The sequence below is a fragment of the Thalassotalea piscium genome (assembly GCF_030295935.1).
Classification (GTDB): Bacteria; Pseudomonadota; Gammaproteobacteria; order Enterobacterales; family Alteromonadaceae; genus Thalassotalea_B; species Thalassotalea_B piscium.
In genome coordinates this window covers 2549209-2575069 of sequence record NZ_AP027362.1, presented here as the reverse complement: position 1 = coordinate 2575069, position 25861 = coordinate 2549209, and the positions used below count along the sequence as shown (strand labels likewise).

The 25861-nt window shown below is 36.8% G+C and carries 24 protein-coding genes and 1 pseudogene; 7 read left to right on the top strand and 18 right to left on the bottom strand.

Annotated elements, in window-relative coordinates; genetic code table 11:
- Positions 1–341: 341 nt before the first annotated feature.
- Both QUD79_RS11280 and QUD79_RS11275 read right to left on the bottom strand, forming a co-directional pair.
- Positions 342–1055 carry a tetratricopeptide repeat protein gene (locus QUD79_RS11280; RefSeq protein ID WP_286290795.1) on the bottom strand — a complete coding sequence of 238 codons (714 nt, stop codon included), beginning with the start codon at positions 1053–1055 and terminating at the stop codon, positions 342–344.
- The gene (locus QUD79_RS11275; RefSeq protein WP_184426526.1) at positions 1028–3724 is read right to left on the bottom strand and encodes an nSTAND1 domain-containing NTPase; all 2697 of its coding nucleotides are present in this window, start codon (positions 3722–3724) and stop codon (positions 1028–1030) included. Before QUD79_RS11275 ends, QUD79_RS11280 begins: the two co-directional genes overlap by 28 nt.
- Before the next feature lie 310 nt (positions 3725–4034).
- Here QUD79_RS11275 and QUD79_RS11270 point away from each other — a divergent pair, with 310 nt between their 5' ends.
- From QUD79_RS11270 to QUD79_RS11260, 3 genes are all read left to right on the top strand, one after another.
- Positions 4035–4319 carry a hypothetical protein gene (locus tag QUD79_RS11270; protein ID WP_184426529.1) on the top strand — a complete coding sequence of 95 codons (285 nt, stop codon included), beginning with the start codon at positions 4035–4037 and terminating at the stop codon, positions 4317–4319.
- The gene (locus tag QUD79_RS11265) at positions 4316–4585 is read left to right on the top strand and encodes a hypothetical protein (protein ID WP_184426531.1); all 270 of its coding nucleotides are present in this window, start codon (positions 4316–4318) and stop codon (positions 4583–4585) included. Before QUD79_RS11270 ends, QUD79_RS11265 begins: the two co-directional genes overlap by 4 nt.
- A gap of 282 nt (positions 4586–4867) precedes the next feature.
- Complete coding sequence (locus QUD79_RS11260; RefSeq protein WP_281401861.1) at positions 4868–4999, top strand: hypothetical protein; 132 nt, start codon at positions 4868–4870, stop codon at positions 4997–4999.
- A 109-nt stretch (positions 5000–5108) separates the two neighbouring features.
- On the opposite strand, the gene QUD79_RS11255 is transcribed toward QUD79_RS11260, so the two are convergent.
- The 4 genes from QUD79_RS11255 to QUD79_RS11240 form a co-directional block, all read right to left on the bottom strand.
- Positions 5109–6356, bottom strand: coding sequence for a glutamate-5-semialdehyde dehydrogenase (locus tag QUD79_RS11255; protein WP_184426533.1), 1248 nt, complete (start codon positions 6354–6356; stop codon positions 5109–5111).
- Positions 6353–7456, bottom strand: a complete 1104-nt coding sequence (gene proB / locus QUD79_RS11250) for a glutamate 5-kinase (protein ID WP_184426535.1) — start codon at positions 7454–7456, stop codon at positions 6353–6355. Before proB ends, QUD79_RS11255 begins: the two co-directional genes overlap by 4 nt.
- A gap of 827 nt (positions 7457–8283) precedes the next feature.
- Positions 8284–8499 carry a helix-turn-helix domain-containing protein gene (locus QUD79_RS11245; RefSeq protein ID WP_184426537.1) on the bottom strand — a complete coding sequence of 72 codons (216 nt, stop codon included), beginning with the start codon at positions 8497–8499 and terminating at the stop codon, positions 8284–8286.
- On the bottom strand, positions 8499–9248 hold the full coding sequence (locus QUD79_RS11240; RefSeq protein WP_184426539.1) for a DUF2975 domain-containing protein: 750 nt from the start codon (positions 9246–9248) through the stop codon (positions 8499–8501). Before QUD79_RS11240 ends, QUD79_RS11245 begins: the two co-directional genes overlap by 1 nt.
- 329 nt (positions 9249–9577) lie before the next feature.
- On the opposite strand from QUD79_RS11240, the gene QUD79_RS11235 reads away from it, so the two are divergent.
- Positions 9578–9718 carry a hypothetical protein gene (locus tag QUD79_RS11235; protein WP_184426541.1) on the top strand — a complete coding sequence of 47 codons (141 nt, stop codon included), beginning with the start codon at positions 9578–9580 and terminating at the stop codon, positions 9716–9718.
- A gap of 11 nt (positions 9719–9729) precedes the next feature.
- Here QUD79_RS11235 and QUD79_RS11230 read toward each other — a convergent pair whose 3' ends face one another.
- From QUD79_RS11230 to ocd, 4 genes are all read right to left on the bottom strand, one after another.
- On the bottom strand, positions 9730–11913 hold the full coding sequence (locus tag QUD79_RS11230) for an OsmC domain/YcaO domain-containing protein (RefSeq protein WP_184426543.1): 2184 nt from the start codon (positions 11911–11913) through the stop codon (positions 9730–9732).
- Positions 11914–12497: 584 nt separating this feature from the next.
- Complete coding sequence (locus tag QUD79_RS11225; protein WP_184426544.1) at positions 12498–13910, bottom strand: alanine/glycine:cation symporter family protein; 1413 nt, start codon at positions 13908–13910, stop codon at positions 12498–12500.
- 85 nt (positions 13911–13995) lie between these two features.
- Positions 13996–14916 carry a citrulline utilization hydrolase CtlX gene (gene ctlX, locus QUD79_RS11220; RefSeq protein ID WP_221435277.1) on the bottom strand — a complete coding sequence of 307 codons (921 nt, stop codon included), beginning with the start codon at positions 14914–14916 and terminating at the stop codon, positions 13996–13998.
- A 34-nt stretch (positions 14917–14950) separates the two neighbouring features.
- Positions 14951–16000, bottom strand: a complete 1050-nt coding sequence (ocd, locus tag QUD79_RS11215) for an ornithine cyclodeaminase (protein WP_184426548.1) — start codon at positions 15998–16000, stop codon at positions 14951–14953.
- A 225-nt stretch (positions 16001–16225) separates the two neighbouring features.
- Here ocd and QUD79_RS11210 point away from each other — a divergent pair, with 225 nt between their 5' ends.
- Positions 16226–16681: an Lrp/AsnC family transcriptional regulator gene (locus QUD79_RS11210; protein ID WP_184426550.1), complete on the top strand. Its 456-nt coding sequence runs from the start codon at positions 16226–16228 to the stop codon at positions 16679–16681.
- A 124-nt stretch (positions 16682–16805) separates the two neighbouring features.
- Here the strand turns inward: QUD79_RS11210 and QUD79_RS11205 are convergent, their stop codons facing one another.
- The 8 genes and pseudogenes from QUD79_RS11205 to QUD79_RS11170 all read right to left on the bottom strand — a co-directional run bounded on the left by QUD79_RS11205 (position 16806) and on the right by QUD79_RS11170 (position 22356).
- On the bottom strand, positions 16806–17408 hold the full coding sequence (locus QUD79_RS11205; protein ID WP_184426552.1) for an MlaC/ttg2D family ABC transporter substrate-binding protein: 603 nt from the start codon (positions 17406–17408) through the stop codon (positions 16806–16808).
- A gap of 121 nt (positions 17409–17529) precedes the next feature.
- Entirely contained in the window at positions 17530–18114 is a 585-nt protein-coding gene (locus tag QUD79_RS11200) for a TetR/AcrR family transcriptional regulator (RefSeq protein WP_184426554.1), read from the bottom strand.
- Between the two features lie 217 nt (positions 18115–18331).
- On the bottom strand, positions 18332–18649 hold the full coding sequence (locus QUD79_RS11195; protein WP_286290794.1) for an OmpA family protein: 318 nt from the start codon (positions 18647–18649) through the stop codon (positions 18332–18334).
- Between the two features lie 81 nt (positions 18650–18730).
- Positions 18731–19507: pseudogene (locus QUD79_RS11190) on the bottom strand (CsgG/HfaB family protein); the annotation flags it as partial.
- Between the two features lie 4 nt (positions 19508–19511).
- Positions 19512–19955: a curli assembly protein CsgF gene (locus QUD79_RS11185; RefSeq protein ID WP_246455027.1), complete on the bottom strand. Its 444-nt coding sequence runs from the start codon at positions 19953–19955 to the stop codon at positions 19512–19514.
- A gap of 2 nt (positions 19956–19957) precedes the next feature.
- Positions 19958–20338 carry a CsgE family curli-type amyloid fiber assembly protein gene (locus QUD79_RS11180; RefSeq protein ID WP_184426560.1) on the bottom strand — a complete coding sequence of 127 codons (381 nt, stop codon included), beginning with the start codon at positions 20336–20338 and terminating at the stop codon, positions 19958–19960.
- A gap of 56 nt (positions 20339–20394) precedes the next feature.
- A complete protein-coding gene (locus QUD79_RS11175; protein ID WP_184426562.1) occupies positions 20395–21846 on the bottom strand; it encodes an autotransporter outer membrane beta-barrel domain-containing protein in 1452 nt (483 codons plus the stop codon).
- 21 nt (positions 21847–21867) lie between these two features.
- Positions 21868–22356 (bottom strand): curlin subunit CsgB, encoded by a 489-nt coding sequence (locus QUD79_RS11170; RefSeq protein WP_184426564.1) that lies wholly within the window; start codon positions 22354–22356, stop codon positions 21868–21870.
- A 446-nt stretch (positions 22357–22802) separates the two neighbouring features.
- Between QUD79_RS11170 and QUD79_RS11165 the strand changes: the two genes are divergently transcribed.
- Positions 22803–25301: a S8 family serine peptidase gene (locus tag QUD79_RS11165; RefSeq protein WP_184426566.1), complete on the top strand. Its 2499-nt coding sequence runs from the start codon at positions 22803–22805 to the stop codon at positions 25299–25301.
- A 105-nt stretch (positions 25302–25406) separates the two neighbouring features.
- A complete protein-coding gene (locus tag QUD79_RS11160) occupies positions 25407–25820 on the top strand; it encodes a hypothetical protein (RefSeq protein ID WP_184426568.1) in 414 nt (137 codons plus the stop codon).
- Positions 25821–25861 lie beyond the last annotated feature (41 nt).

Below are 25861 nucleotides of genomic sequence, written 5' to 3'. Positions count from 1 at the left end.
TGCAGCGATTTATTTGGTGTTTATACAAGGCTGACCTTATGTAATGGGGTTGTTCCCCATAAATAAGTGAAAACGCCGTAGAAAAATCAAAGAGGCGCTGTCCTACGGATACGTTTAAACATGATTTACTTTTCGTTGCCTACATGGAAGTAGGTACTTAGCGTGAGCAGGACGCGGAAGCTGTGCTTACACGGAAGTAGGTACTTAGCGTGAGCAGGACGCGGAAGCTGTCTAGCTCATTTATGTAGAATAACGACACTTTATTCGCTACGCCTCAATTAAATCATGTTTAATTCGTACAAAATTTGTACTCGAAAGATCAACACGCCCTTGTGTGTACGCTATATTTCTGGCTGGTGATGTTGTGCGTAATAATTTGTTAATAATGTTTTGGCTGTCATTACGTCGCTTTGAAACCTTTCCGGTTTTTTTTCTGCTAACTTAGTCAGTTGTTTAAAGTATTTTTCTGCGTCAGCGGTATTATTATTTAATAAATAGGTCGTTATTAGCCCTAGTAATGTTTTGCTTAAATCAGGATGAGCTTCACCCAATACTTTTATTCGTGTAGTTAATACATGATTATAAATTTCTAATGCTTTAGCTAATTTATTTTGATGTTGATATAAATTAGCTAATTCCTGCATTGCGATTAGGGTTGTTGGGTGCTCTTCACCTAGCAACGCCTTTTGTTTTTCTGCTGTATCTCTAACTAATATTAATGCCTCATCATACTGATTAATTAGGCGTAGAAGCCTGGCGAGCTTCATTTGAGTTTGCAGTGTTTCTATATGGTTTTCGCCTAATAGTTTGCGTCTACTTTGTAAGGTTTTGCGAAATAAGACTTCCGATTCATCAAATTTTTCTAACCCTCTGTAAGTATCAGCAAGGTTATGCATTGAGCGTAATACTTTAGGGTGCTGACTGCCAAGTATAATAGTCGCTTGTTCAATATGTTCAATAAGGATAGGGGCTGCTTCGTTATATTTTCCCATGGTTTCGTATAACGATCCTAAACGAGCTAAGCAAACTAGCGTATCGGGATGATTTTTTCTAATAAAATTCTATTTAGCTTTAAGCACCTTTTATAAAATTTTTCTGCCTTTTCGTACTGGCCTAGCCAGTAATATAAAGTGGCTAAATATTCAATAGATTCAACTGTTTGTTTGTCGTTTTCACCAAATAACTGTAGCCTTTTTTGGTATACTTCAACAAAGATTTTCTCTGCTTTATCTAAAAGCCCCATGTTGTTGTAATATATCCCTAAGTTATTTTTATATTTTATTGTACGACGATGACCTTCCCCGTAGAGCTGATTACTTAAGGCTATTGCTTCATTAATTAATGGATACTCCTTTTTATTGTCAAATTTCATCGCGTAAAGAGCGATTAAATTATCAATTAATGCTAAATATTCTTTAGAGTGATTATCAGATAGATTCTTATAAAGTGTTAACGCGCGTAATAGGTGTTGTTCGCCTGGTGCTATTAGCCCTAAGTCTAAATAAATGCCACCAATGATATTTTGAATACTTGCTTCTACACCCGGTTGTTCAGATAGATTGTGGGTGTTAGTTTGGTTTAACTTTTCACTTGCTAGTGCGAGAATATCTTTAACGAGTATATCTTTACCCTTTGCTTGATGTGGTCTTGCACCGGAAAACATTTCGGTTAAGAAGTCTGAAATTGCTTCGGCACGGCCACTCTGTTGTATAGCTATATCACGCTCATGACTTACTTGCTTTGATTGCAGTACTATTGTAAAGACAAAGCAGCACATTAAAAATAAAACCGTGTTTTTGATATGTTTTATTCTATTATGTTGTCGCTTTGATTGATGTATAAAGGCTAGCTCTTCATTGTTTAAGCGAATGGCTGTTCTAGTTGTTAACCAAAGTCCGTCTCGTAATTTTTGTTTTGAGTTAAGCAGGGCATCTTTATTTTTATTATTATCTATCCAATGCTGACAATCACTTGCTAATTGTTCGCGTTTTTGAATTGCTGTTCTGTTTTCGTCAACCCACTTATTTACTTTTTTCCAATGGTGTAAAAGCGCCTCATGAGCAATGGTAATAAATTGTAATTCTATTGAATTTCTACTAGTAATTTGGTTTATATTATCACCAGAATAAGATAGGCGATGTTCACCTCTTGGACTTCTTAATATTGAAACAAATAATTTCGCTGACAAAAAAGTATGAATAAAGTGCTGTTGATCAGGACAAGTGAAAATAGATAGTGGCACTTTTCGGGCTGTTACTGCATGTAGATTATTTGTGTCTATTTTTACTAGGGTATGCATTATTTTATCCCAACACTTTTGAACTTTGGCTGGCATATTATTAAATGTCTTCTCAGCTTGTTGTGCTATTGCTCCTTCTATTCCACCCATACTGTAATAAACAGACAATAGCATTACATTGTTTTTATCACGTTGCTGATAGAGTTGATCTAGTGTGTATTCTAATAATGGTAAAGCATTAGGATTTTTAATGGCAGATTCAAGTAGTAATTCATCAAGTTGTTCTCCTGTATTTTTATCCACTTCAAATGTTACTCCGGCATAAGCTGCTGGCGTGCGGATCATTTTACTTATTTCAAATGGGCTAGGTGTTTGAAGATCATATTGCTGACCATGATCTTTGAGTTCAAGGAAACCTTTAACATCAAGACAGTTTGCATAATAATCATTGCGTAACATGGCAATAACTAATAGATTTTTACAGTAAGCTAGCTGGTTAATGTATGTAACTAAGTTACTTTTTTCTAGCTCATTTAAGTTGTCGTCTAATAAGAATTGTTCAAACTGATCAAGCACCAGCAATTGATAACTTTTCACACTAGCATTACCTTTATCTAGTAAGTTATTGTTAGTATTGCTAATACAAGCTTTACTTTCGCCGGTGTTTTCTAAGATCAAGGCATCTTGTAATAGTTCAGGGGCCTTTTCTATTTTTGTAGCCAAATTTGTCAAATCAACATCGGGTTTGATTAACTCTAAAGTGCGAAGAGCATCAATTAATATGGTTGTAGGTGATATATATTTACTTTGACTTGGGCTTATTATTTGATGGTTATCGATTTTGATATTAGAAAAGCCATCTTGTTGCTGTAGATAAGGTAAAACACCGGCTCTAATAAGTGAAGATTTGCCGCTGCCACTTTTCCCTAATATTAATAAAAAATGAAAGTGATGCTCAACACAGTGCTTTAAGCCTTGTATAACATCTGCTGTTGCTTTTGTTCTTCCAAAGAAGATTGAGGCATGCTCTTGTTGAAAAGTATTTAACCCAAGGTATGGAGAGCCGTGAGTCCACCGATGCCGATCTTCAACGGTAACTAAGGAGTGTTGATCTTGGTAGAAAGTAACCTCAGCAATAATTTTATAGCCACGACGGTGAATAGTTTCTATATAAATAGGGTGACGTGAATTACAGCCTAATTTTTTACGTAAACCAGCAATACATTTTTGTACAGGAGCGTCGCCGTAAAAAGTGCCAGCCCAGCAGGCAATTAATAGTTGCTCGGCACTTACCGTTAACTCAGCATTTTGACAAAGGTAAACTAACACATTCATCATTTTCGGTTCGATGGTTAAGCATTCACCGTCACCGTCACGAGTTATGGTATTAGTGCTTTGATTAACCAACCAAGGCCCTAGCTTGAATGTTGGTGACTGGCTATTTTCTATTTTAGTATGAGTAGGTGTTGTATTTGATTTTTTCAAAAGCTTCCTGCCAAGTGTATTTCAACAATTTATAATGTTCGCTTATTCTCAATATCCATATAATACAACTCAATTTAGTTTGGATACTTAAGTATAAGTTACCTTCTGTTGTTTTACATATATTAATCCAATCTCTTGTATCTTAAGGCTTTAATCTATTTTTTTAGATGGTAAGGAAACCGTAAGGACTCTCTAGCAATTTTATTCATAATAGTCTGCATGGCATCGAGTAATTGTCGTGACTAAACAAGTGTCAATAAATGTGAATTATTAACGTGTACGTTAGATAACTTAAATAAAGGATTTAATTATGAGTATTAACATCAATCAGTACTTAATATTAGTTGTGCTAGGCTTATTTACAGGAATGGTAAACGCTTTCCCAAACAATGATAACACTTCGCTAATTGAAGTAGCTAAGCAGGAGAGTACAAGTGTACAAAGCAGCTTCGAAATTGTGAACCCCTTGATAGATATGTGTTTATCTCCCAAGAATAAACTATCGAAGTTAGGTACCAAAGTAACGTTTGAAACTTGCGATAATAATGAAAAGCAGCAATGGACGTTAAATAAAAGTGATAAAGTGATAAAGTGATACATAAAGGCTCTCAAAAATGCTTAGCTACCCTAGGTGATGATCCTACTTTAACGCTGTGGTCTTGTAATGCGAGAAAGTCTTTACATCGAGGACGAGTTAACTTTGTAACGTTTCCAGATCAAGATGAATCTGTTAACCATACGGCTCAAACCCGATGTAAAAAATATATTGCTGTTAGTTATAAGGCACAATCATTTAATTTTGAATGTAAAAGTGATGATCAAAGTAGTAATTGGTTGGTTAGAGCGCCTAGATATAACTAAGCTTTATAGTGGTACTATGCATTAAGCCCTCGATAAAAGATCTTATTTAACCTGAACTCGGGATAATAGGTGTACGTTTAAAGCATAAAAAATCGTAGCTTTGGTGTATTTAGCTTATCCCGAATTCAGGTTGTTCAGTAGTCATAAGTGAAAGTCATATTGCTTTTTATGAGCCGGAAACACTTTATACCAATCTCACTAATTATGTGATCATTTCTACTGGTTAAAACAATCAACTACTGCGTTGTTTATTTTATAATTATCGCTACAAGGATGTAGCTTATGTGGGCAATGCTGGAGCATAATTGCCCTGAACAACTCGTTATGAAAATAAATGCCTTGTATTTGACTGCTTTCACTGCATATAAAATAGATCACTTATTTAATGAAACTGGTATTACCCTGAACATTTAGCTAGATTATTTTCTTTGCGCCGCTAAAAAAGCAGGGGTTGTCAATAACAAAAAAGGGTAATAGCAATTACCTTTTTTTTTGACGATAATAGTTTACTTTTATCTTGATACTAGCTTCTTACATGACCATCGCCAGAGACTAAGAACTTCTCTGTTGTTAACGATTCTAAGCCCATTGGGCCATAGGCATGTAACTTAGTGGTTGCAATACCTATTTCTGCACCTAAACCTAGTTGACTGCCATCTGAAAAGCGCGAAGAGGCGTTAATCATTACTACTGATGCGTCTACGCAGCGTTGAAAGCGTTGTGCACGTTCAGCGTTTTCAGTACAAATAACTTCAGTATGATTACTACCATGTTGATGTATATGATCGAAGGCTTGTTCCATGCTATCAACAACTTTAATCGCAATTTCTAATCCTAAGTATTCTTGACCAAAGGCATCATCTGCTAATAAGTTAGCATTGTCGAAGAAAGGCATACTTGTCGTACAAGCATTTATTGTTACTTGATGATGAGCAAGCTCTTTAGCCACTAGGGGTAAAAAGTCATTCATAATAGCTTTATGCACAACTAAACCTTCTAAGGCATTACATACTCCAGTGCGTTGTGTTTTACCGTTAAGCAGTATTTTAATCGCTTTCTGTAAGTCGGCATCTTTATCCACATATAAATGACAAACGCCTTTAAAGTGCTGTATTACAGGTATTTTACTATTATCTGTAACAAAGTTAATAAGCCCTTCACCACCACGTGGAATTATTACGTCGATGTAATCACGTTGCTGCATTAAGTCCATTAACAAACTGCGTTCAGCATTAGGAATAACGCTGATCAATGCTTCTGGTAAGTTATTTGATACTAAAATTTGTTGTAAAATGCTGGCAATGGCTTTGCTTGAATGAAGTGCTTCTTTGCCACCACGTAAAATAATAGCATTACCAGACTTAAAACATAGAGCTCCAGCATCAGCTGTTACATTTGGTCGAGCTTCGTAGATCATACATACCACACCTAATGGCATGCGCATTTTACTAATTTTTAGTCCGTTTGGTTGTTCACCTATTTCACGTAATTTGCCAACAGGGTCCGGTAAACTTGCAATAGTTTCAATACCTTCGGCCATTGAATCAATTCGCTCTTGTGTGAGTAGTAAACGGTCGAGCATTGCCTCTGAGAGTTTATTCTCTTTTGCATGAGCCATATCGAGCTCATTTGCCGCTAATATTTTTGCACTGTTCTCTCTAAGGGCACTAGCCATAGCGAGTAATATTTCGTTCTTTTTGTCTTCAGTTAAAGTAATTAATTTACGTGCAGCTTGGGCTGCTTGTTTAGATATTTCTGTAATTAAGTTCATGCGTTCCCTAAAATTGCTAAATGCTCTTTTGATATAATTGAATTGTTTTGCGGTAAAGGTTGTTTGTTATTGCATTCTGAATCCTGCTCTTGTGCAATATAATTAAGCAAACAGCTACTAAAATTGGTTTTGGCTTTCGCTATTTTAGTACCGTCTTCTGTTGTTACTAAAATAGTATCGCCTGCTGAGAACTGCCCTTTAACTTCCAGTATGTTGTTACTGGTTAGCATTTCTTCATCACCATTAAAGGCGTATTCTTCGTCATCTATTATGACTTCACCACGTTCACGTACCGTATGAGTCATCCAATGAATTGCTGGACTCATAGGTTCAGGGTTTGATAAAAAGTGTGTGCCAGGGTTGATGCCGGCTAAAATTTGATCAAACGAATCAACCTTAAAACCGTTAATAATTAATGTGTCAATCCCGTGGGCAATTGATTTTTCAGCCGCTTCAATTTTAGTTTGCATGCCGCCTGTTCCAGTAGAACTTACCGCCCCACCAGCCATTGCGTATATTGAAGGGGTAATTTTAGACACTTTTTGTAATAACGTTGCATCGCTATGAGTATTTGGGTTTTTATCGTATAAACCGTCAACGTCTGTACACATAATTAGCATGTCGGCATCAATGGCAGCGGCGGCCATTGCAGCTAAGTTGTCGTTGTCGCCCACTTTTAATTCTTCAGATGTTACTGTGTCATTTTCATTAATGATCGGTATCACATTATGAGCGAGCAGTTCTTCAATGGTTTCTTTAATGCTGACATAGCGTTCACGGTTACAAAGGTCAGCGTGAGTTAATAAAATTTGCGCTAGCGGCATATCAAGTAACTTAGCCCAAATAGCCATCATGTCGTTCTGGCCTGTAGCAGCCATTGCTTTCTTCATTGCCTTTGATGGATTAGTGGTATTAAACCACTGGCGTCCTGCAGCAACAGAGCCTGAAGATACTAAAATTACTTGTTGTCCTCGTTCGCGGCACTGCTTAATAAAATAGGCGATATTACTTAAATACTTTGTACTACAGCCATTATTTCCAGGCGCAATTAATGCGCTGCCTATTTTGATAACTAGGCGTTTATTATTGATCAAATGCATAACTTCTCTTTAAGATTATGATAAGTATAAATTAATTTATTATCACCATGGTTTCGATAATGATGATTTTAACTGATTGTTTGGCGTTCCATAAAATTACGCGCTAAGTGCGTCTGACATACCCGAAGGTTGTATAACTTTATATAGTGTGAACGTCGGTAGATGCCTTGGTGTAATGAGTAAATGCGACTAAAAGTTTGAAACAAACTAGTATTCATTACTACCGCTAATCTTCCAAAGTGCTTAAATGATGACACTTAAAAAAGGATGAAAAGCACAAAATCTAGGGGACAGCCAAAAATAAATAAAACTATTGGATTATTGTTGAATTTATCTTGGTGGTGAACATTGCGCTTGGCGTTTCAGCATATACATAAACCTTTTACCTCTAATAGTTAGACTTCTAACTATTATGATGACAGGTTTAGAGTAAAAGTTCAACTCTGTAGGTTGTTTTATGCTCATTTTTGGCGTTGTTATACGAATTGCAGTGATTTTTTTTGAACTTTATTACTATGATTTGTTAGTGTTAAAACTATTGGTTAAGTGTACAATTAGCTATAAGTGCAGGTTAAATTAAAGCTAATTGTTAAACTAGCAAAGCCAACTGTTAGGGTTATATTGTTTGAATGTTGGCGGTAAGATATATTGAGCGTAACAATTGTAATCGTTTTAATGTAACTGATACCAATCTCATTAGTTTATGGCTTACTTGCGTCGTAAAAAACAGATGCCAGTATTGCACTGATATGCATTGTTTTTATGCAAAACGCGACTATAAACTTAATAAAACTGGTATTAGTTAATTGTGAAATAGGCGTTAAATCTTACTCAATGGGAGATAGCTCTAATATATCACCAGGTTGGCATTTGAGCGCTTCACAAATTGCGATAAGCGTAGAAAAACGAATTGCTTTTGCTTTTCCGCATTTTAAAATTGACAAGTTAGCCATAGTTACTCCAACCTCTTCAGATAGCTCTGTTAGTGATACTTTACGTTTTACTAGTAATAGATCTAAGTTTACTTTTATTTCGTTTTTCATCAGATGGTAAACCTCTGTTCTTGGCTGATGAGAGTAGCTTCACGAAATAAGTCTGAAAGTATAATCATCATTGCGCCAATAAAAAGCGCCGTCACATTAAATTCAAAAGCAGGGTATAGCTTTACACCATTATTACTAAAATTAATATCATTAATTACAACTCCCCAAGCAAAGTACTGAAAAATTGGAGCTACAATATTCCAGACTATTACAAGCAAACCGATGTGCTTTAGGCGTTTTGTATTATCGTGACAAAAAGCATTACCGTTTTTTAATGATATAACAAGGTCTCTTAGTTTTACTATGCCATATAAACCTACTAATGTTAGCGCTGCTTGCGAAGCTATAAAAAGATAAAGTGCTGTTAAACTTGATGTATCAATTGAGATTGTAGACTGGCCAGATATTTCTGGGTGACGTAAGCCTGTAGCATCAATACCTTCAATAGCATTTAGATCTAAACTAAATCCAGAAAATATACTAATATCGACCCCCCAAGTTGATGATGTGCCATGTGATATCGCAAGTACCACAGTAATTGGAATAATCATCACAGCGATAATAGTGAATAGCACCATGAACAAGTCCAATAAGTTTTTAACAAAATTAAATAGTGGCTTATCTATACGTTGAATGAGCTCAATACTGTCTCCACGCCAAATTCCTTTTACGTTAAAGTAAGTAAATAGCCAATATAATAAACCTATATAGACAAAGAGTGCTGGTAGTAATAAAAATGTAGAGATCATGGTATTCCCTCTTAATTACACCACATTAAATACTTTATTGAATTAATACAGTGTTGGTTAGTCTATTTAATATATAACGCAATATAGCGATAATCAATGTTTATTTATCGTTTATCGATATTTGCTTTCTGTTTTTCAATGTTTCAAACAAGGTGTTAGTGTTAATGCCTTGTCATAGTTACTTTGGATGCTTAGGGAAGGGGGAGGCGGTAAACATAGCTAAAAGGTAACTCATACCAATCTCACTAACTATGTGATCATTTCTACTGGCTAAAACAGTCAACTACTGCGTTATTTACTTTATAATTATCGCTACAAGGATGTAGCTTATGTGGGCAATGCTGGAGCATCATTGCCCTGAACAACTCGTTATGAAAATAAATGCCTTGTATTTGACTGTTTTCACTGCGTATAAAATAGATTACTTAATTAATGAAACTGGTATTATAATGCTTGAAATTACCTTTTAGCTAAACTGATTTTAACGATTTACTTTTGCTGAACGAGCGTTGTGAAGTTTTTGGTAGCTATCTATTAACCTTAAATGTTTGTCTAAACCTTCTAATGCCATGCTGGTTTTGGTTAAACCATAAAATCGTACCTCACCTGTTACAGAGCCAACGACGTTAGTGATAGTTTCTTCACCGAACATTCTTTTAAGGTTGTTAATAAAGTCTTCCAGAGCTAACTCTTGGTCTAACTCAATTTCAAGCACGGCATGAACTGCTTGATAAAATAAACCTCGTGCTACAGTGTTGTCGTTGTATTGTAAGAAAGCTTCAACTAATTCGATCGCCTCTTCTAATTCACCTAAGGCAAGGTAAATTAAAATTTTAAGCTCAAGAATAGTGAGCTGTCCCCATACTGTATTTTCATCAAACTCAATGCCTATTAAGGTAATAATATCAATGTAATTATCAAGCTGGCTTTCTTCTAATTTTTCAACCAAGTTAACAAGTTGATCATCAGTAAGCGAATGTATGTTTAAAATATCTTCGCGATATAAAAGCGCTTTATTGGTATTATCCCAAATAAGATCGTCTACAGGATAAACTTCTGAAAAGTCGGGTACAAGAATACGACAAGCAAAGCCTAGATCTGAAAACTCTGCTACATAAGCTTCTTTTCCTAAGTCTTTTAGGATGCTAAAAAGTTGCTGACATTCCTCTTCGTTAGTGCCTGAAAAGTCCCATTCACAAAAAGGGTAGTCTTGCTTAGCACTGAAAAAACGCCATGAAATAACACCGCTAGAATCGATAAAATGTTCAACTAAGTTTTCAGGCTCAGCAACAGCCATGCTATTAAAGGTTGGTTTAAGTATGTCATTCAGCCCCTCAAAACTTCGGCCTTGTAGTAGCTCTGTTAAGCTACGTTCAAGTGCTACTTCAAAGCTTGGGTGTGCACCAAAAGAGGCAAATACGCCGCCTACTTTGGGGTTCATTAGGGTAACGCACATTACCGGAAATTGACCACCTAAAGAGGCATCTTTTACTACAACAGGAAAGCCTTGCTCTTCTAACCCTTTTATACCAGCTAAAATGCTAGGGTATTTTTCTAATACTTCATAGGGAACATCGGGTAAGACAATTTCTTGCTCAATAATTTGTCTTTTTACGGCACGTTCAAAAATTTCAGATAAACACTGCACCTTGGCTTCATTGAAGTTGTTACCCGCACTCATACCATTACTAAGGAAGAGGTTATCAACAAGGTTTGTTGGAAAATATACCGTTTTGCCATCTGATTGACGTACATAAGGAATTGAACAAATGCCACGTTCGATGTTACCCGAGTTGGTATCAATTAAATGAGAGCCTTGTAACTCGTCTTCTGGGTTATAAATAGTTAAACAATATTCATCTAAAATGCCAACGGGTAGGGCATCATCAGGTTCAAGTTTGAACCATTTCTCATTTGGATAAAAAACAAATTCGCTATTAGCAATTTCTTGACCTAAGAACTGTTCATTATAGAAGAAGTTACAATTTAAGCGTTCAATAAACTCACCTAGCGCAGAGCATAGTGCGCTTTCTTTGGTTGAGCCTTTACCGTTAGTAAAGCACATTGGTGAGGCGGCATCGCGTGTATGTAAAGACCAAACGTTTGGAACAATATTACGCCAAGAAGATATCTCTACTTTCATACCAAGATCTGCAAGTAACTTAGTCATATCTGCAATGGTTTGTTCAAGCGGCAAATCTTTACCTAAAATATAGGTGTTTGATGCGTTATCAGGTGTTGCCATTAACATGGCTTGTGCATCTTCTTCAAGACTTTCTACAATTTCAACTTGAAATTCAGGACCAGTTTGCACTACTTTTTTTACCGTACAACGATCTATAGATCGTAATATTCCTAAGCGGTCTCTTTCCGAAACACTTTCAGGAAGTTCTACTTGAATTTTAAAAATTTGGTTGTAACGGTTTTCAGGGTCAACAATATTATTTTGTGACAGTCGAATATCATTGGTTGGAATATCTCTAGAATTACAATATACCTTAACAAAATAGGCTGCGCACAATGCTGAAGAAGCTAAAAAATAGTCGAATGGTCCAGGTGCAGAACCATCTCCTTTATAGCGTATTGGCTGATCAGCAATAACCGTAAAATCATCAAACTTAGCTTCAACCTTTAAGTTGTCGAGATAATTTACTTTAATTTCCATTACGTTTTTCCAATTTATTACGCCGATCATCACAGCGATAACCCTTTAGTTAGGTTTTAGCGCTATTTAATAGGCAAATTAACTTTAATAAAGGGATTATCTATTTTTTCAGGCAAATAGTCTTGGCTAAGTTGCAAATTTTAGTAAATAACCTGAGTTTTGGATAAGCTAAGCACGTCAATGTCACGATTTTTGTGCGTATCTGCTTTAAATTTGATACTAATAGCTCGCTATTAGGTATGCAAACTTGCCTTGATTCACTCAAAACTTATAACATTGATATATAACTACATAAGCAATACGATTGTTCTATAATAAGTAATTGAAAAATATAGCTTTATCTGTGTTGAACGTACGTCCGTTATCCAGAACTCAGGTTAAATAACCCCGCTTAAGGTTAAATAAGAAGTATGTATTGATATTTTATGTAGCGTTTTTAGGCTTAGGTACGTTTAAACATGACTTAGTTGTTGTGGTCGCTCATTCATATAGAAAACTATACTTCATTCGCAGCGACTCAATTAAATCATGTTTAATTCATACAAAATTTGTATATCAAGGTTCAACACGCACTAGCAACTCGTTTATTCTTTTGACCATACGCCAGCTTCGGTTTTACCCTGAATTTCTACATTTTTTAGTGAAAAGGTAATGTTACTTTTATTGCTTAATTGTGTGCGATAGTCTTTAGTTAAATTAACTATGGTTGGTGTTAATAATACAATGGCGTAAATATTAACTAAAGTCATTAAGCCTAACGCCATATCTGCTAGCCCCCAAACTTCTTTTAGGGTGGCACTAGCGCCCCAAAACACCATCAACAAATAAATGCTAGTGTAGGCTAATCGTCCCACTTTATTGTCGAGCTTGAATAAGTGTAAGTTACTTTCGGCGTAAGCATAGTTAGCTACTACTGAAGTAAATGCAAACAAGGTAATTGCAGCAGCAACAAAGTAGTTACCACCTGTACCAAAATGGTTAGCCATGGCATCTTGTGTCATTCTGATCCCTTCCATTTCACCACTAATATTTATATCAGATAATAAAATAACAACGGCTGTACAGCTACAAAGCACCATAGTGTCTAAAAACACACCTAACATTTGTACGTAGCCTTGCGCTACAGGGTGGTTAGGTACAGGCGATGCGCCTGCTGCTGCATGAGGCACACTACCAGCCCCCGCTTCATTTGAATATAACCCTCGCTGAATACCATTTTTTATGGCTGCGCCTAAAGCACCTGCACCGGCTTCATTTAAGCCAAAGGCTGATGAAAATATATCCATAAACATAGCAGGCAATAAATTAAGGTTCATTATTGTAATAATAATAGCGGTTGCAACAAATGCTAGGCCCATAAATGGCACAATTAATTCAGCAAAGCGAGCAATACTTCGCATACCACCAATAACAACGCTACCTGCTAGCACAACGACAATTGCGCCAATGTAACCTTTGGGTATGGCAAAGGTATTATTTAAAGCGTCAGCAATAGTGTTTGCTTGCATCGCGCTAAATGTAAGCCCATAACCAAGAAAAAGACAAAGCGCAAAAAGTATTGCTAGCCAAGGCTTGTTTAGCCCAGCACGTATATAGTAGGCAGGGCCGCCTCTAAACTCTTTATTATCATCGCGTACTTTATAAAGTTGGCCTAATACACTTTCGGCAAAACCGGTAGCCATGCCGAGTAGGGCAATTACCCACATCCAAAATACTGCGCCACTCCCTCCCAATGAAATAGCCATGGCAACACCTGCCAAGTTACCAGTACCTACACGGGCAGAAAGCCCTGTACATAACGCTTGAAAAGAGCTGATGCCTGACTTATCAGATTGTGTGCTGCCTTTCATTACAGAAAACATATGTTTAAATTGAAAGACTTGTATCAAACGAAGCTTGTATGAGAACCAAAAGCCAGCAAAAAGAAGCAAGTAAATGAGTATCTGACCGTTTCCCCAGAGAATATTATTGATGGAACCTACTATTTCATTAATCATTTACTTTCCTTTTATTGTTTTTAATACAAAGTAAAAATTTCACTATTACACATATACTGAGCTATACACTGTCAAATGGAGACGTTTAACGTTTAGATAAATGGATACCTGCTAACATACACCTTACCGAGCCGCCTGCAAGTTCAATGGCTGAAACCTCTAATGGAACAAGTTTTACACATTGTTCTAGCACTGCTTTTTGCGCTTGTGTTAATGCGTTATACGCGGTACTAGAAAGCGCTAAAATGCGTTCATTAGTGCCTTTCAATTCAAGCGCATTACCACAAAAAGCACTAATTTGTTGTTCAGTTAAATAGATAACCTTTTTACCTGAACTTTCAAAACGATGAATAATCTCATTACGACGTTCGACGTTGGTGATCATATCAAAACCAGCCATAACGTAATCGCTACCTATGCACATTAAAACATTAGTATGATAAACAGGTATGCCTGCGCTATCTTGTGCGTCAAACACCATAGGCTCAAAATTAAAATGAGAGCAAAATCGTTCAAGTACATGTGTATCTGTTCTTTTAGAGCGCACTGCATAAGCGACTCGCTCAATGTGATCTAACACCATCGCGCCTGTACCTTCAAGAAAAATGTTGTCATATTCTAAGCCTGAATAGTCGATAACATCTTGTACACGATACTGTTTTTTGAGTAACTCAATAATATCTGAGCGTCGCTCTTTTCTGCGATTATTGGCATACATAGGATAAATGGCGATATGTCCACCTGTGTGCGTTGAAAACCAGTTGTTTGGGAAAACTGAATCGGGTGTTTCTGTGCCGGTATCCTCAAATATGTGAACCGAAATACCTTCAGCTTTTAATGTGTTTTCCGCTGCAGTTATCTGTTCATAAGCTAACTTTTTAACTTGTGCTTTATCAAAAGGGGCTGTTGATTGAAAGCTATTATCTTTGAGTGTTTCTTCATTAGGGCAAAAGTGGTGTGGACGAATCATCACTACCGCATTTGGTGCCTGTGGATATAACGCCATAATGTTTTCCATATGTGTAAATTAATGAGATGAGTTATTCAGCACTCGTCATTGCTAAGCCGTAAAGGTTGCGCGGGTTGCTAGGGCTAGCAAGTAACTCAAGTTGTTGGCAGCTTTCATTGTTACTCACAAGGTCATAAACGTACCTTAGCGCAGAGTAGTCTTCAATCGCAAAGCCTACGCCATCAAAAATTGTAATTTGTTCATCACTCGTTCTACCATCACGATCACCTCTGATCACTTTAAACATTTCCGTTACAGGTGAATCTTCAGGGAGTTGTTGAATATCGCCTTCTATTCTAGTTTGTGGCTCATATTCAATGAACACATCAGCACGCTCTAATAATTTAGCTTCTAGCTCAGTTTTACCTGGGCAGTCACCACCAATGGCATTAACATGAACGCCTGCAGTAACCATATCTGAGGTTAAGATTGTTGCGTTTTTCTTGTCGGCAGTGCAAGTTGTTATAATGTCAGCATCTTGTACAACTTCTTCTGCAGAAGTACAAAGCACAATATGTACGTCTCTGTTTTTTAAGTTGTTATAGCACTTTTTGATTGCTTCAGGGTCAGTGTCGTATAAGCGTATTGTTTTTATACCAAGCATATTGATAAATGCAATAGCTTGAAATTCCGATTGTGCGCCGCAGCCAATTAAAGCGAGTGTTTTTGAATCTTTGCGTGCTAAATACTTTGCCATCATCACCGATGTAGCGGCGGTTCTAAGTGCTGTAAGAATCGTCATTTCAGATAATAGTAATGGATAACCCGTGTCAACATCAGAAAGCACACCAAAGGCTATTACTGTTTGTAGGCCTGAAGCAGTGTTTTTAGGATGACCATTAACATATTTGAAGCTAAATTTTTCATGATCGCCAATTGGCATTAACTCAATGACACCATCAGGAGAGTGCGCGGCAAAGCGGGGTGACTTATCAAAAGACTCCCATTTTGCGAAGTCTTGTTCAAGGTATTCAACTATACCGGCAATAAAGTGCTCGGTACCAATTTTTTGTAAAATGCGCTGCATCTGGCTAACACTGATATATGAAATGTTTGGTGAATTTTTGTTTGTAGTATTCATCGTTTTTACCATTAATCTTTATATTTTAGGTGAAAATGTCAGCTCTAATTGAAATGCAAGTTGAAATAAATTGTTATACCAACTGATTTACCAGAGCGAATATTTAGCTACCGAATATAATATCTGGCCAAGAAGTTAAGCAAAATGGCAATAGTTTATAAATTATTGATAAATTATTATCATATTGTACAATCAAAATAGCGATATGTTAATTTAGGGTTAATAATGCCACTTGAAACTAATGTAAAAAAACGTGTATACCTATACGACTCTGTTGATAAAGCCCTACTTGCGATATTACGCACAGATGCTCGTGCCTCTATTTCAAAATTAGCCAAATTACTCCATGTGTCTCGTGGGACAGTTCAAAATAGATTAGACAGGCTTATTGATTCTGGTGCTATTTTGGGCTTTACCGTGAGAGCGCATGACGAATTAGAAACTGATGTTATCAAAGCTATCATGATGATTGAGGTAGTAGGAAAGTCTACAGCACAAGTGATCAGTAAATTGCGCGGTATTGCACAACTTGAAAAGGTTCATACCACGAATGGCGCTTGGGATCTTGTTGCAGAGATTAGAGCATCGAATTTACTTGAGTTTGACCATGTACTTCGCGATGTAAGAACTATAGATGGTGTGTTAAATAGTGAAACAAGTATTTTATTAAGCTCGGCTTAGGGCGTGTTGATCTTTCGAGTACAAATTTTGCACTCACGTTTAAACCTTGTAGTGCATAAATAAAAAAACCACCTAAGAAGTTCTTAGGTGGCTATGCAGCGAGCATTAATAAAATTTAGAGAATTTATTTTACGATAGAAGCAAGCTCTAGTGTCACTTGGTCTATACCATACTTTGAAATACGACCATTTAGCTCCGCTTGTTTACTTGAAAGTAATGAAATACCTTCAACAATAAGGTCGAATGCTTTCCATTGCTGTGCTTTAGTGTCATGACGCATTAAAAAAACGATGCTTATTTCTGGCGTATTGGGTTCAGTAATTTTTGCATTTACTGGTACTATTTTCTTTGATCCTGTACTTTTTTCAGGTTCGTAATTAACCTGCTGGCCTTTATATTGGTTTAAGGCTGTTGCATAGGTTCTGATCAGATATGAGCGCATAGACTCTACAAATTTATTGCGTTGTTCAGTGCTAATTTTTCTAAGGTTCACGCCTAATATTTTATAAGCTGCATATCGATAATCAACAACTGGCATTAACTCTTCGTCAACAATATCTCGCATTAAGTCAGGAAACTTCTTTAATTCATTCTGATGTGTGCTAATTCGGCTAAATAACTTTTCTCCTGTTGATTCAACTACTTTGTATGGAGAGATAACATCACTTGCATGGGCAAGTTGAAGGGAGAGCATTGAAATAATTAGCGCGATAAAGAAATTTTTCATTTCTAATCCTTAACAATAGAAAAGATAATTGAACATAGTATGACGCGTATTTTACATACCGACCAAGCGGTATGTAAATAGTTATTTGATCTTTTATATAACTTTTTACAAAATTAGATGCTTATTTTCTTAAATCAGCAATGTATCTACAAAGCTCATTAATTACTTGTGAAAATAAGTCTTTGTTTTTAGAGCTCTTACTAAGATTTGATGCACCGTAAAAGCAAGATATAATAAAATAAGCTACTTGTTGAAAATTAATATCGTCTCGTAACTTATCAGAAACTCTAACAAGGCTAGTTGCAATTAAGCTATTTAGTTGCTGTTGCATATTTAAAATACGTAAGCGAAAGCCCTCATCGATGCCAGACATCTCTTGACAGAGGTTATTTAGCGGACAGCCGCAGACAACGTCTTCACAACTTAAATCGGTTAGCATTGATTGAAAAAAAGCCAGTAAACTTTCTATTGGGTCGTCGCCTGACACGGCTGGCTGCCACATCTCGAGAAAACTAGGTGTATAAATCTCTTCGAAGACGGCATAGCCTAACTCCATTTTGTTGGCAAAATGGTGATATAAAGCACCTTTAGAAATTTCGCAGCGTTTTAAAATAACCGAAAGGCTGGTTGCTGTAAAACCGTGCTTACGAATTTCATCAGCACTTATTGTAAGTATTTTTTGGCGAGTTTGCTCAGCATCTCTCATTTGGACAACCTCGTATCGTCTTAATAATACTGTTATCATACCGACCGGTATGTATGTTGCCAAGTTTTATTGTATAGTTATGCAATAGAAAATTTAGTTTCTAGTATTAATAGAACGTTTGGGCTTTACTGTATGTGCTTTTAGCAGGCTGATTCATCTTATAAAAGGCTGAGCAGCTGTAACGGGGTTACTCTCTTTGTTATAGCGGTTGTTTAACTTAATTCACAGGTTTTAACTCAACTCGTCTATTACTGGCATAAGCAACCTCTGAAGAACCTTCTTTAGCGGGTTGTGCTTCTCCTAAGCTAGTAATCATCATTTGTTGAGCGTCTACTCCCTTAGTTAATAGTGTTTTAGCTGCAGCAATCGCTCGTTTTTTTCCTAATTCAACATTGTATTGCTTATTACCTCTTTCGTCTGCATGGCCTTCTAATTTCAGCTTCTTTTCAGGGTGCTTAATTAAGTATTTGGCATGAGAGGTTAACGCCTTATCTGCTGGTTTTGTTATGTCGGTTTTATCGTAATCAAAATATATGCTGTTTGGCAGTTTTGGAAGGGGCTTTTTAATAGGTGCTGTTGTAGGTATCGTTTTCGTGACTTGTGCGACTTCTGGCTCAGCAGCTCGCCATACTTTTCTATCAATTCCTTTTAAAATAAGCTCTGTAATTGCTTTTTCAATAGTTTGGGTAACACATAAATGCATTGGTTCATTGGTAGTATAACCACCTTCAGCTTCAGCTAGTCGTTTAAAACTAACGTAACGGAAAAAACCAGCTCTGATCTCTTTACTTAATATTTTTTTAGATGTTGAAACAGACACTAACACCTGTCCTGTTCTCACATCAATTGCTCTCATATATACTGAAATTAAATCTTCTCGGTATAATTCAGAAGCACCAATGCCAAAGTATTCTGCACCAAAACCGCCTGTTTTAATATTCGAGTCGTAGCTGATTATTCCGCCTTCTATTAATAACTGTGAGGTCGTTAATGGAGGAAGGTCTTGTACGTCTCCGCCTTCTTTTTTGTCATTTTGTAGCGAAGCTCTAATTATTTTTCGCTCGGTTAATATATTTTGTAAACCCTCGCGCTCAACAGGTAAAAACCAGTCTGAATCACTCAATGCTTGCATTAAAATTGAGGTTGCCCCCTGGGTAACCGCTGTTGAAAATGAGCTAACATTTGCTTGGGGCTTATATTGACCTGTTTGATCTCTAAAAGAGTAAACAGAGACGGGAATTCGACCTTTAGGTTTAGGTAGCTCTTTTAGCTCATTAAAGGCTTCTGATGGAACTGTTTTCATGGCGAGTTCTTGATCAGGGGGAATTAAATGACTTAGAGTGCTACACCCAGACAATGCTAGAAACAAAGATACTACGATTAAATTCTTCATTTTATTACCCAAACCTCGGTACTTCAATTATTGTTATTTCGCCAGTAAGGCTGTTAGTAATTTGAACGGTTATACTGTCAGTATTACTCGTAATTATTTCTATTAGATAATCACCGCTGGTAAATATGGAGTCTTCATTAAATATGCTGGGCTCACATTCTGCATCAGTGGCTACATCGCAGGTGTCACCAAAGGCAAGGTCTGTGATTTCTCTTACCATTTTGTTGATATATGCACGCTCTAAAGACTCTTGAAATTTTTCAGCATAGCTTTTTCTATTCAGTGGTGCTTTATGTTTGTTTTGAGCTTGTGCTTTACCCAATAAAAAACTGCCATTCATTGGATTGCCGCCAAAACTAGGGTTGATTGGCTTATAAACTAACTCAGACGCATTTGCCCATGAAGTTGCTAAAATTAACGTTAAAAATACACTTTTACTTATATTCATTACTACCATCCGTCATTGGCTAAATCTGGGTTATGCTCACTAAACTGAGATTGGGCCATCATTTCTATTAAAATAAACATTGCTTGCTCAACTCGGCTTGCTATTGGTTCTTGTCTTCTTCCCATATACGTTACATATATTGGCGTATTGTTCATTTTTACTGTTAATTTGGTGCCAGAACGAGGGATAACTTGCTCTTTTATTTGTACATTAATGCCATTTGAATTGGGTAAGTCTTGCCACAGTTGACTGAACTTATAAGAAAACTCTTTTCCTTGTCTACTGATTGTATTATCGAGTAGCAAACCACCTATTTCGAGTTCTGTTGACTTTGCAGTGAAAGCGGAAATAAAAAGTATCAGGAAAGTTATTTTATATATCATTAGTTATTGAAAGGGGGCTAACGCCCCCTTTGTGCTCACTTTAGTAATTGACTCGTTTACTGTTGAATAATGGTCGCACTATTCCAATCACCTACTTGAGAGATTGAAACGCTTCCACCAAAACTAATTAATGAACCTTCAACCAAGTTACCATTACCGATTTGGCTAATGCTTAGTTCAATACTTGCTCCACCAATTAACATAGCATCACCATCTGCACCGGTGATCATGTTTTCATTACCTGTTTGAGCAATATTAATAATATGGTCACTACCTTCAATTAATAAGTCTAACGCGTTTAAATCGCCATTTTGGGCAATATCAACAGTGTTAAAGTTACTGTCTAAAATCGTACTCATATTAATAACAGCGTCATTCATATCACCCGCTTGGGTGATTTCAATGTCGTTTCCGTCTGTGATTAGGGTGTTATCATCAGCTGAAGCTTGAACAACCGTTACGTTTTCATTACCAGCTTGAGTTACATCAATGTCATTTTCAAAACCATTAAAGTTAACTAAATGAGATTCGTTAGCGTCACCCGTTTGAATAACAGTGAACTCATTCTCACCACCTAGTGCACCAACATATGATATGTTGTCAGCGCCGCTTTGCATTACGGTGAAGTCATTATCATCTCCGATAACGTCAAAAGTAGATGTGTTGTAGTCACCATTTTGGGTGAGTGATACTTCATTACCGTCACCTACAAAAATATTCGAAATAACTTCGTTATAGGTGCCTTCTTGATCAACTTTTATTTCATTGTCATCACCAGATACTTCTGCGATATTAATTTTGTTACGGTCGCCTTCTTGCTCAAAGTCAATCTCGTTGTCTGAGCCTTCAATTGTTACTACGCTAATTTGATTCCAGTAACCGTCTTGATCAACTTCAATTTCATTACCGTCGCCAATAATATTATCGAAGTATGCCTCATTCCACTGACCAGACTGTTTAGTAGTTAAACTATTGTCAGAGCCTTGCATGTTGCTGTTATTCGACCAATGACCACCGTCACCTTGCTCCATTAATACTTCGTTATTGTTGCCCGAAACCGTATTAATAGTAGCATTTCCAATGCCTAAATAATCAGCACCTAATTGTGTTACTTCTACTGTATTTTCTTCACCAGTAATACTAGTTTCTGCTTCATTGTTATCACCTTCTTGGATGATAGCTTGGGTATTACTGTCGCCAACACTTACGCTGATAGCTAAGTTATTTGAGCCTATTTGAATAACTTCTGTGCTGTTTGCATCACCATTGATAGATGCGCCTATTCCGTTAGAATCGCCTTCTTGACCTAAAAGAACATCGTTGCCATATACAGCGCCAGTTTCAGAGGTTTGATCTAATATTATTACATTGCCCACAGCATCGATCATAATATCTTTGCTTATTTGCATTGTAGATGAATCTTTTACATCATCAGCCGCTAAAGCAGACTGTTGAGTTCCAAGTGCTAAAACTACAGCACATGCTATTAGTGATTTATTAATTTTCACAGTTTTCTCCAAAGTCGGTTATTAATATTGCGTAATATTAACTACCATGTCATTTCCAATTTGATGAACAACAAATGTTTGTTCACCTTCCTGTAGTACATTAGCTATGTTGGCATTGCCATCTTGGATAACCTCGGCAAAGTTATTATTTCCTTGCTGCTGCAAGTTTATTGTATTGCCGTAACCAGATTGGGTTAGGTTTGCCAAGTTGTCACTACCATATTGGCTAATAGCGATGCTATTACCCATATTAGCCATTTGGTTTACTGTTGCTTTGTTGTGTATTCCATACTGATTGACAACCAATTGTTGGCTTTCACCATTAATGGTCATTGTTGCTGTAGTAGTAAGACTTAACGATAACGGAGAGTCTTTTAATTCTGTGCCTGAAAGTAAGTCATTTGAATAACTCATGTGTGAACAAAGTACTAAATTTGCTATTGCAACGATCTGTAAGCGCTTGAATACGCTTTTATTAATCTTGTTATTATTTAGTTTTTTTATTCTCACAAAACGCTACCTTTAAACACATAGTTGCCAACAAACCTTAAAGGTATTTTTGATGTAGAAGTATCACCCTAAAGTATTGTTTTTGTTTTTGTACTTAAAAACAATAACTTGGCGTTTATGCTAAAGGCTTTTAGCATTGCTTAATTACGATCTAGTAATAAAGTACTAGATCAGTTGTTTTTATCAATAAGCGTAAAAGCCATGAAAAAGTATTAGTTTTATTTGTGGTTACTTAATCTTCTCTAAGAGTAAAGTTGTATTCTGCTGCTGTAGGCTAATATTTTTTAGTATTTTGTTTCCTTATATGGTTAAAGTAATAGGGTTGCTTAGTTCCATATATGATGTGTAGTGTTTTAGTAGTAAACCCAACGATTAGCATTGGAGAATCTATACCGAGGCTCAAATAAAATTGAGCATAATAATAACAACGGAAATGGATTTAAATAATGAAATCTAAATTATCAGCATTAACCCTTGCGATGCTGCCCGCTTTAGCGATGGCATCAACCGAAATAGCAGTAGCAGACGAGAAAGTCAGCTATGAAAGTGATTCTATTATTGTCGTTTACAAAGAAGGTACTTCTGCATTACAAAGACGCTCTGCTCGCAGCCTTGTACTTGCAAAAATTACAGATTTAAATTCTGATGAAATCGATGATGCATACCGCAATATATCGCAAGGAAGAATGGCTAACTATAAGCTTTCTGGTATTTCAGCTAAAGAAGCACTAAAGAAATTAAATAACCATCCCGCGGTATTATATGCAGAGCCAGATTATATTGTGAAGGCAAATGTGATGCCGAATGACGCTCGTTTTGATGAGCTTTGGGGTATGCACAATACGGGTCAAACTGGCGGTACAGCTGATGCTGATATTGATGCGCCAGAAGCGTGGGAGATCTCAACAGGTAGCAGCAATGTTGTTGTTGGTGTAATTGACTCGGGTGTAGATCATACCCACCCAGATTTAATTGATAATGCTTGGGTTAACACAGGTGAAATCCCTGGTGATGGCATTGATAATGACGGTAATGGCTACATTGATGATATGCATGGTATTAATGCTATCACTAATGTTGGTGACCCAATGGATGATAATGGTCATGGTACTCATGTAGCGGGTACTATTGGTGGTACAGGTAACAATGCAGAAGGTGTTGTTGGTGTTAACCACGACGTTTCAATTGTTGGTTGTAAATTTTTAGATGCTGAAGGTTCAGGTGCTACTTCAAACGCACTGAAGTGTATGGACTATATGGTTTCGTTAAAGAATAACGGAGTTAATGTTCGCGTTTTAAATAATAGCTGGGGTGGCGGTGGCTCAAGTCAGTCAATGATTGATGCGATTAATGCTTCTGAAGCTGCAGATATTCTTTTTGTAGCTGCTGCAGGTAATGCAACGATAGATAACGATGTACAGCCACATTACCCTTCAAACTATGATCATGAAAGCGTGCTTTCTGTTGCAAGTACAACTCATACTGATTCTATTTCGTATTTCTCTCATTGGGGTTTAAACAGTGTTGATATGGGAGCGCCAGGCTCTTCTATTTTATCAACTGTACCAGGGGGTGGATACGAGAGCTTTTCAGGTACCTCTATGGCAACTCCTCATGTTGCAGGAGCGGCAGCACTTGCTTTATCGGTAAACCCTGAATTAAATGTTTTCGAGCTAAAAGAATTGTTAATGACCAGTGGTGATGATAACGCTGACTTAATCGGTAAAACAGTATCAGGTAAGCGCTTAAACGTACATAATGCGTTAGTAGACGCAGATCCAACACCAGGTTTTGGTTTCTCTGTTACACCAAGCTCGGTAATGTTAACCGCAGGTGATACGGCAACGTATAGCTTCGATGTTAGCTCTATTGCTAACTGGAGTGATAATGTTGCTTTAACAGTAACTGATTCATTAGGTAGCGCGTTTTTATCTACTGCTACTGTGTCTCCTGGAAATAGCTTTACATTAACAGTACCTACTACCGCTAATACTACTTGGGGTGATTACGAGTTTACTGTAACAGGAACTAGTGGTGAATTAGTTAAAAGTAAAACGGTTTCATTATATGTTAACCCTCAGGGGCTAAACGATTTTACCTATAATAATACGACTCCAGTAGATATTCCTGATAATGACGACAATGGTATCACTTCAATAATTAATATTGCTGATGATCTAACGGTATTTGGTTCAAGTACCTTCTTAGATATTACGCATACTTATATTGGTGATTTGGTTGTTAAGTTAACTTCTCCATCTGGCACTACGGCTATATTGCATAACCATGATGGCGGCAGTACTGATAATATCGCTAAAAGTTTCGCATCTGATGCTTTCAATGGCGAGTCTACTTTAGGTGACTGGACATTAAGTGTTGAAGACTCTTATGCAAGCGATTCAGGTACGTTAAATAACTGGTCTATTACCTTTTCGGCACTTGGGGAAGTAGGACCAGCTGCACCAATTGCTGATTTTACTTACGATGCTAATTATTTGTCAGTTGCTTTTACTGATAATAGCTCAGATGTAAATGATGATATTGTAAGTTGGGCATGGGACTTTGGTGACGGTGCTAGTTCAACAGAGCAAAACCCATTCCATAGCTATGCTGCAACTGGCGCTTATAGCGTGTCGTTAACAGTAACTGATTCTGAAGGTCATACTAGTACGACTTCTGCAAACGTTAATGTTTCAGATGTTAGTATTGAAGCTGCCCTTAAACGAGCATATAAATCGCGCTTAGGTAAGCTTCGTGTTGATATTACTTGGTCTGGAACAGGCTCACAAACAGTTGATATTTACCGTAATGGTGAAAAAATAGATACTGTTGCCAATGTGGGTATTTACCGTGACCGTGAACGTAGAGTATCAGGTTCACAATTCATTTATAAAGTATGTGATGAAAGTGGCGCATGCTCAAATGATGTAACGGTTAATTTTTAATTAAACACTTAAATTAAACGTTTCTTTTAATTAAAATGTAATAACGCTAATTGTTGAAAAACAATTAGCGTTTTTTTAATGATAAAATAATTTGCTGGGTTCACAATGAAACGTAGTAAACTATTAGTGAGCTCTGGCCTAATCGCTATAGCTTCTGCTATTTGGCATTTGCTTTGTATATTAGGCGGGCCAAGTTGGTTTGTCTTCGCTCGAGCTCCTTTAGTTATTATAAACTCAGCGCATCAAGGTACTGTGCTAGCGCCAATAGCGACAACTGTTGTTGCAAGCTTAATGTGTTGTTGTGCGCTTTACGCATTTTCGGCTGTGGGAACTATACGAAAATTACCGCTAATAAAACCAGCATTAATTACTATTGCGCTGTTATGTATATTACGAGGCATAATTGCTATACCGCGATTTATTACGCCAAGCGGCATTGATACATGGCAAATTATAGCGAGCAGTACTTGGTTATACGTGGGTATTTGTTTTACTTTAGGTGTGTATCTTCAAAAATAAGGAACTTTATAACCTCTTAAACTCCTTCATAAATGATCACT

Excerpts from the sequence above, each read along its gene's own strand:
- QUD79_RS11270 (WP_184426529.1), top strand. The coding sequence starts at position 4,035 with ATGAGTATTAACATCAATCAGTACTTAATATTAGTTGTGCTAGGCTTA.
- QUD79_RS11260 (WP_281401861.1), top strand. The coding sequence starts at position 4,868 with ATGTGGGCAATGCTGGAGCATAATTGCCCTGAACAACTCGTTATGAAA.
- QUD79_RS11255 (WP_184426533.1), bottom strand. The coding sequence starts at position 6,356 with ATGAACTTAATTACAGAAATATCTAAACAAGCAGCCCAAGCTGCACGT.
- proB (WP_184426535.1), bottom strand. The coding sequence starts at position 7,456 with ATGCATTTGATCAATAATAAACGCCTAGTTATCAAAATAGGCAGCGCA.
- QUD79_RS11245 (WP_184426537.1), bottom strand. The coding sequence starts at position 8,499 with ATGAAAAACGAAATAAAAGTAAACTTAGATCTATTACTAGTAAAACGT.
- QUD79_RS11240 (WP_184426539.1), bottom strand. The coding sequence starts at position 9,248 with ATGATCTCTACATTTTTATTACTACCAGCACTCTTTGTCTATATAGGT.
- QUD79_RS11235 (WP_184426541.1), top strand. The coding sequence starts at position 9,578 with ATGTGGGCAATGCTGGAGCATCATTGCCCTGAACAACTCGTTATGAAA.
- QUD79_RS11230 (WP_184426543.1), bottom strand. The coding sequence starts at position 11,913 with ATGGAAATTAAAGTAAATTATCTCGACAACTTAAAGGTTGAAGCTAAG.
- QUD79_RS11225 (WP_184426544.1), bottom strand. The coding sequence starts at position 13,910 with ATGATTAATGAAATAGTAGGTTCCATCAATAATATTCTCTGGGGAAAC.
- ctlX (WP_221435277.1), bottom strand. The coding sequence starts at position 14,916 with ATGGCGTTATATCCACAGGCACCAAATGCGGTAGTGATGATTCGTCCA.
- ocd (WP_184426548.1), bottom strand. The coding sequence starts at position 16,000 with ATGAATACTACAAACAAAAATTCACCAAACATTTCATATATCAGTGTT.
- QUD79_RS11210 (WP_184426550.1), top strand. The coding sequence starts at position 16,226 with ATGCCACTTGAAACTAATGTAAAAAAACGTGTATACCTATACGACTCT.
- QUD79_RS11205 (WP_184426552.1), bottom strand. The coding sequence starts at position 17,408 with ATGAAAAATTTCTTTATCGCGCTAATTATTTCAATGCTCTCCCTTCAA.
- QUD79_RS11200 (WP_184426554.1), bottom strand. The coding sequence starts at position 18,114 with ATGAGAGATGCTGAGCAAACTCGCCAAAAAATACTTACAATAAGTGCT.
- QUD79_RS11185 (WP_246455027.1), bottom strand. The coding sequence starts at position 19,955 with ATGAATATAAGTAAAAGTGTATTTTTAACGTTAATTTTAGCAACTTCA.
- QUD79_RS11180 (WP_184426560.1), bottom strand. The coding sequence starts at position 20,338 with ATGATATATAAAATAACTTTCCTGATACTTTTTATTTCCGCTTTCACT.
- QUD79_RS11165 (WP_184426566.1), top strand. The coding sequence starts at position 22,803 with ATGAAATCTAAATTATCAGCATTAACCCTTGCGATGCTGCCCGCTTTA.
- QUD79_RS11160 (WP_184426568.1), top strand. The coding sequence starts at position 25,407 with ATGAAACGTAGTAAACTATTAGTGAGCTCTGGCCTAATCGCTATAGCT.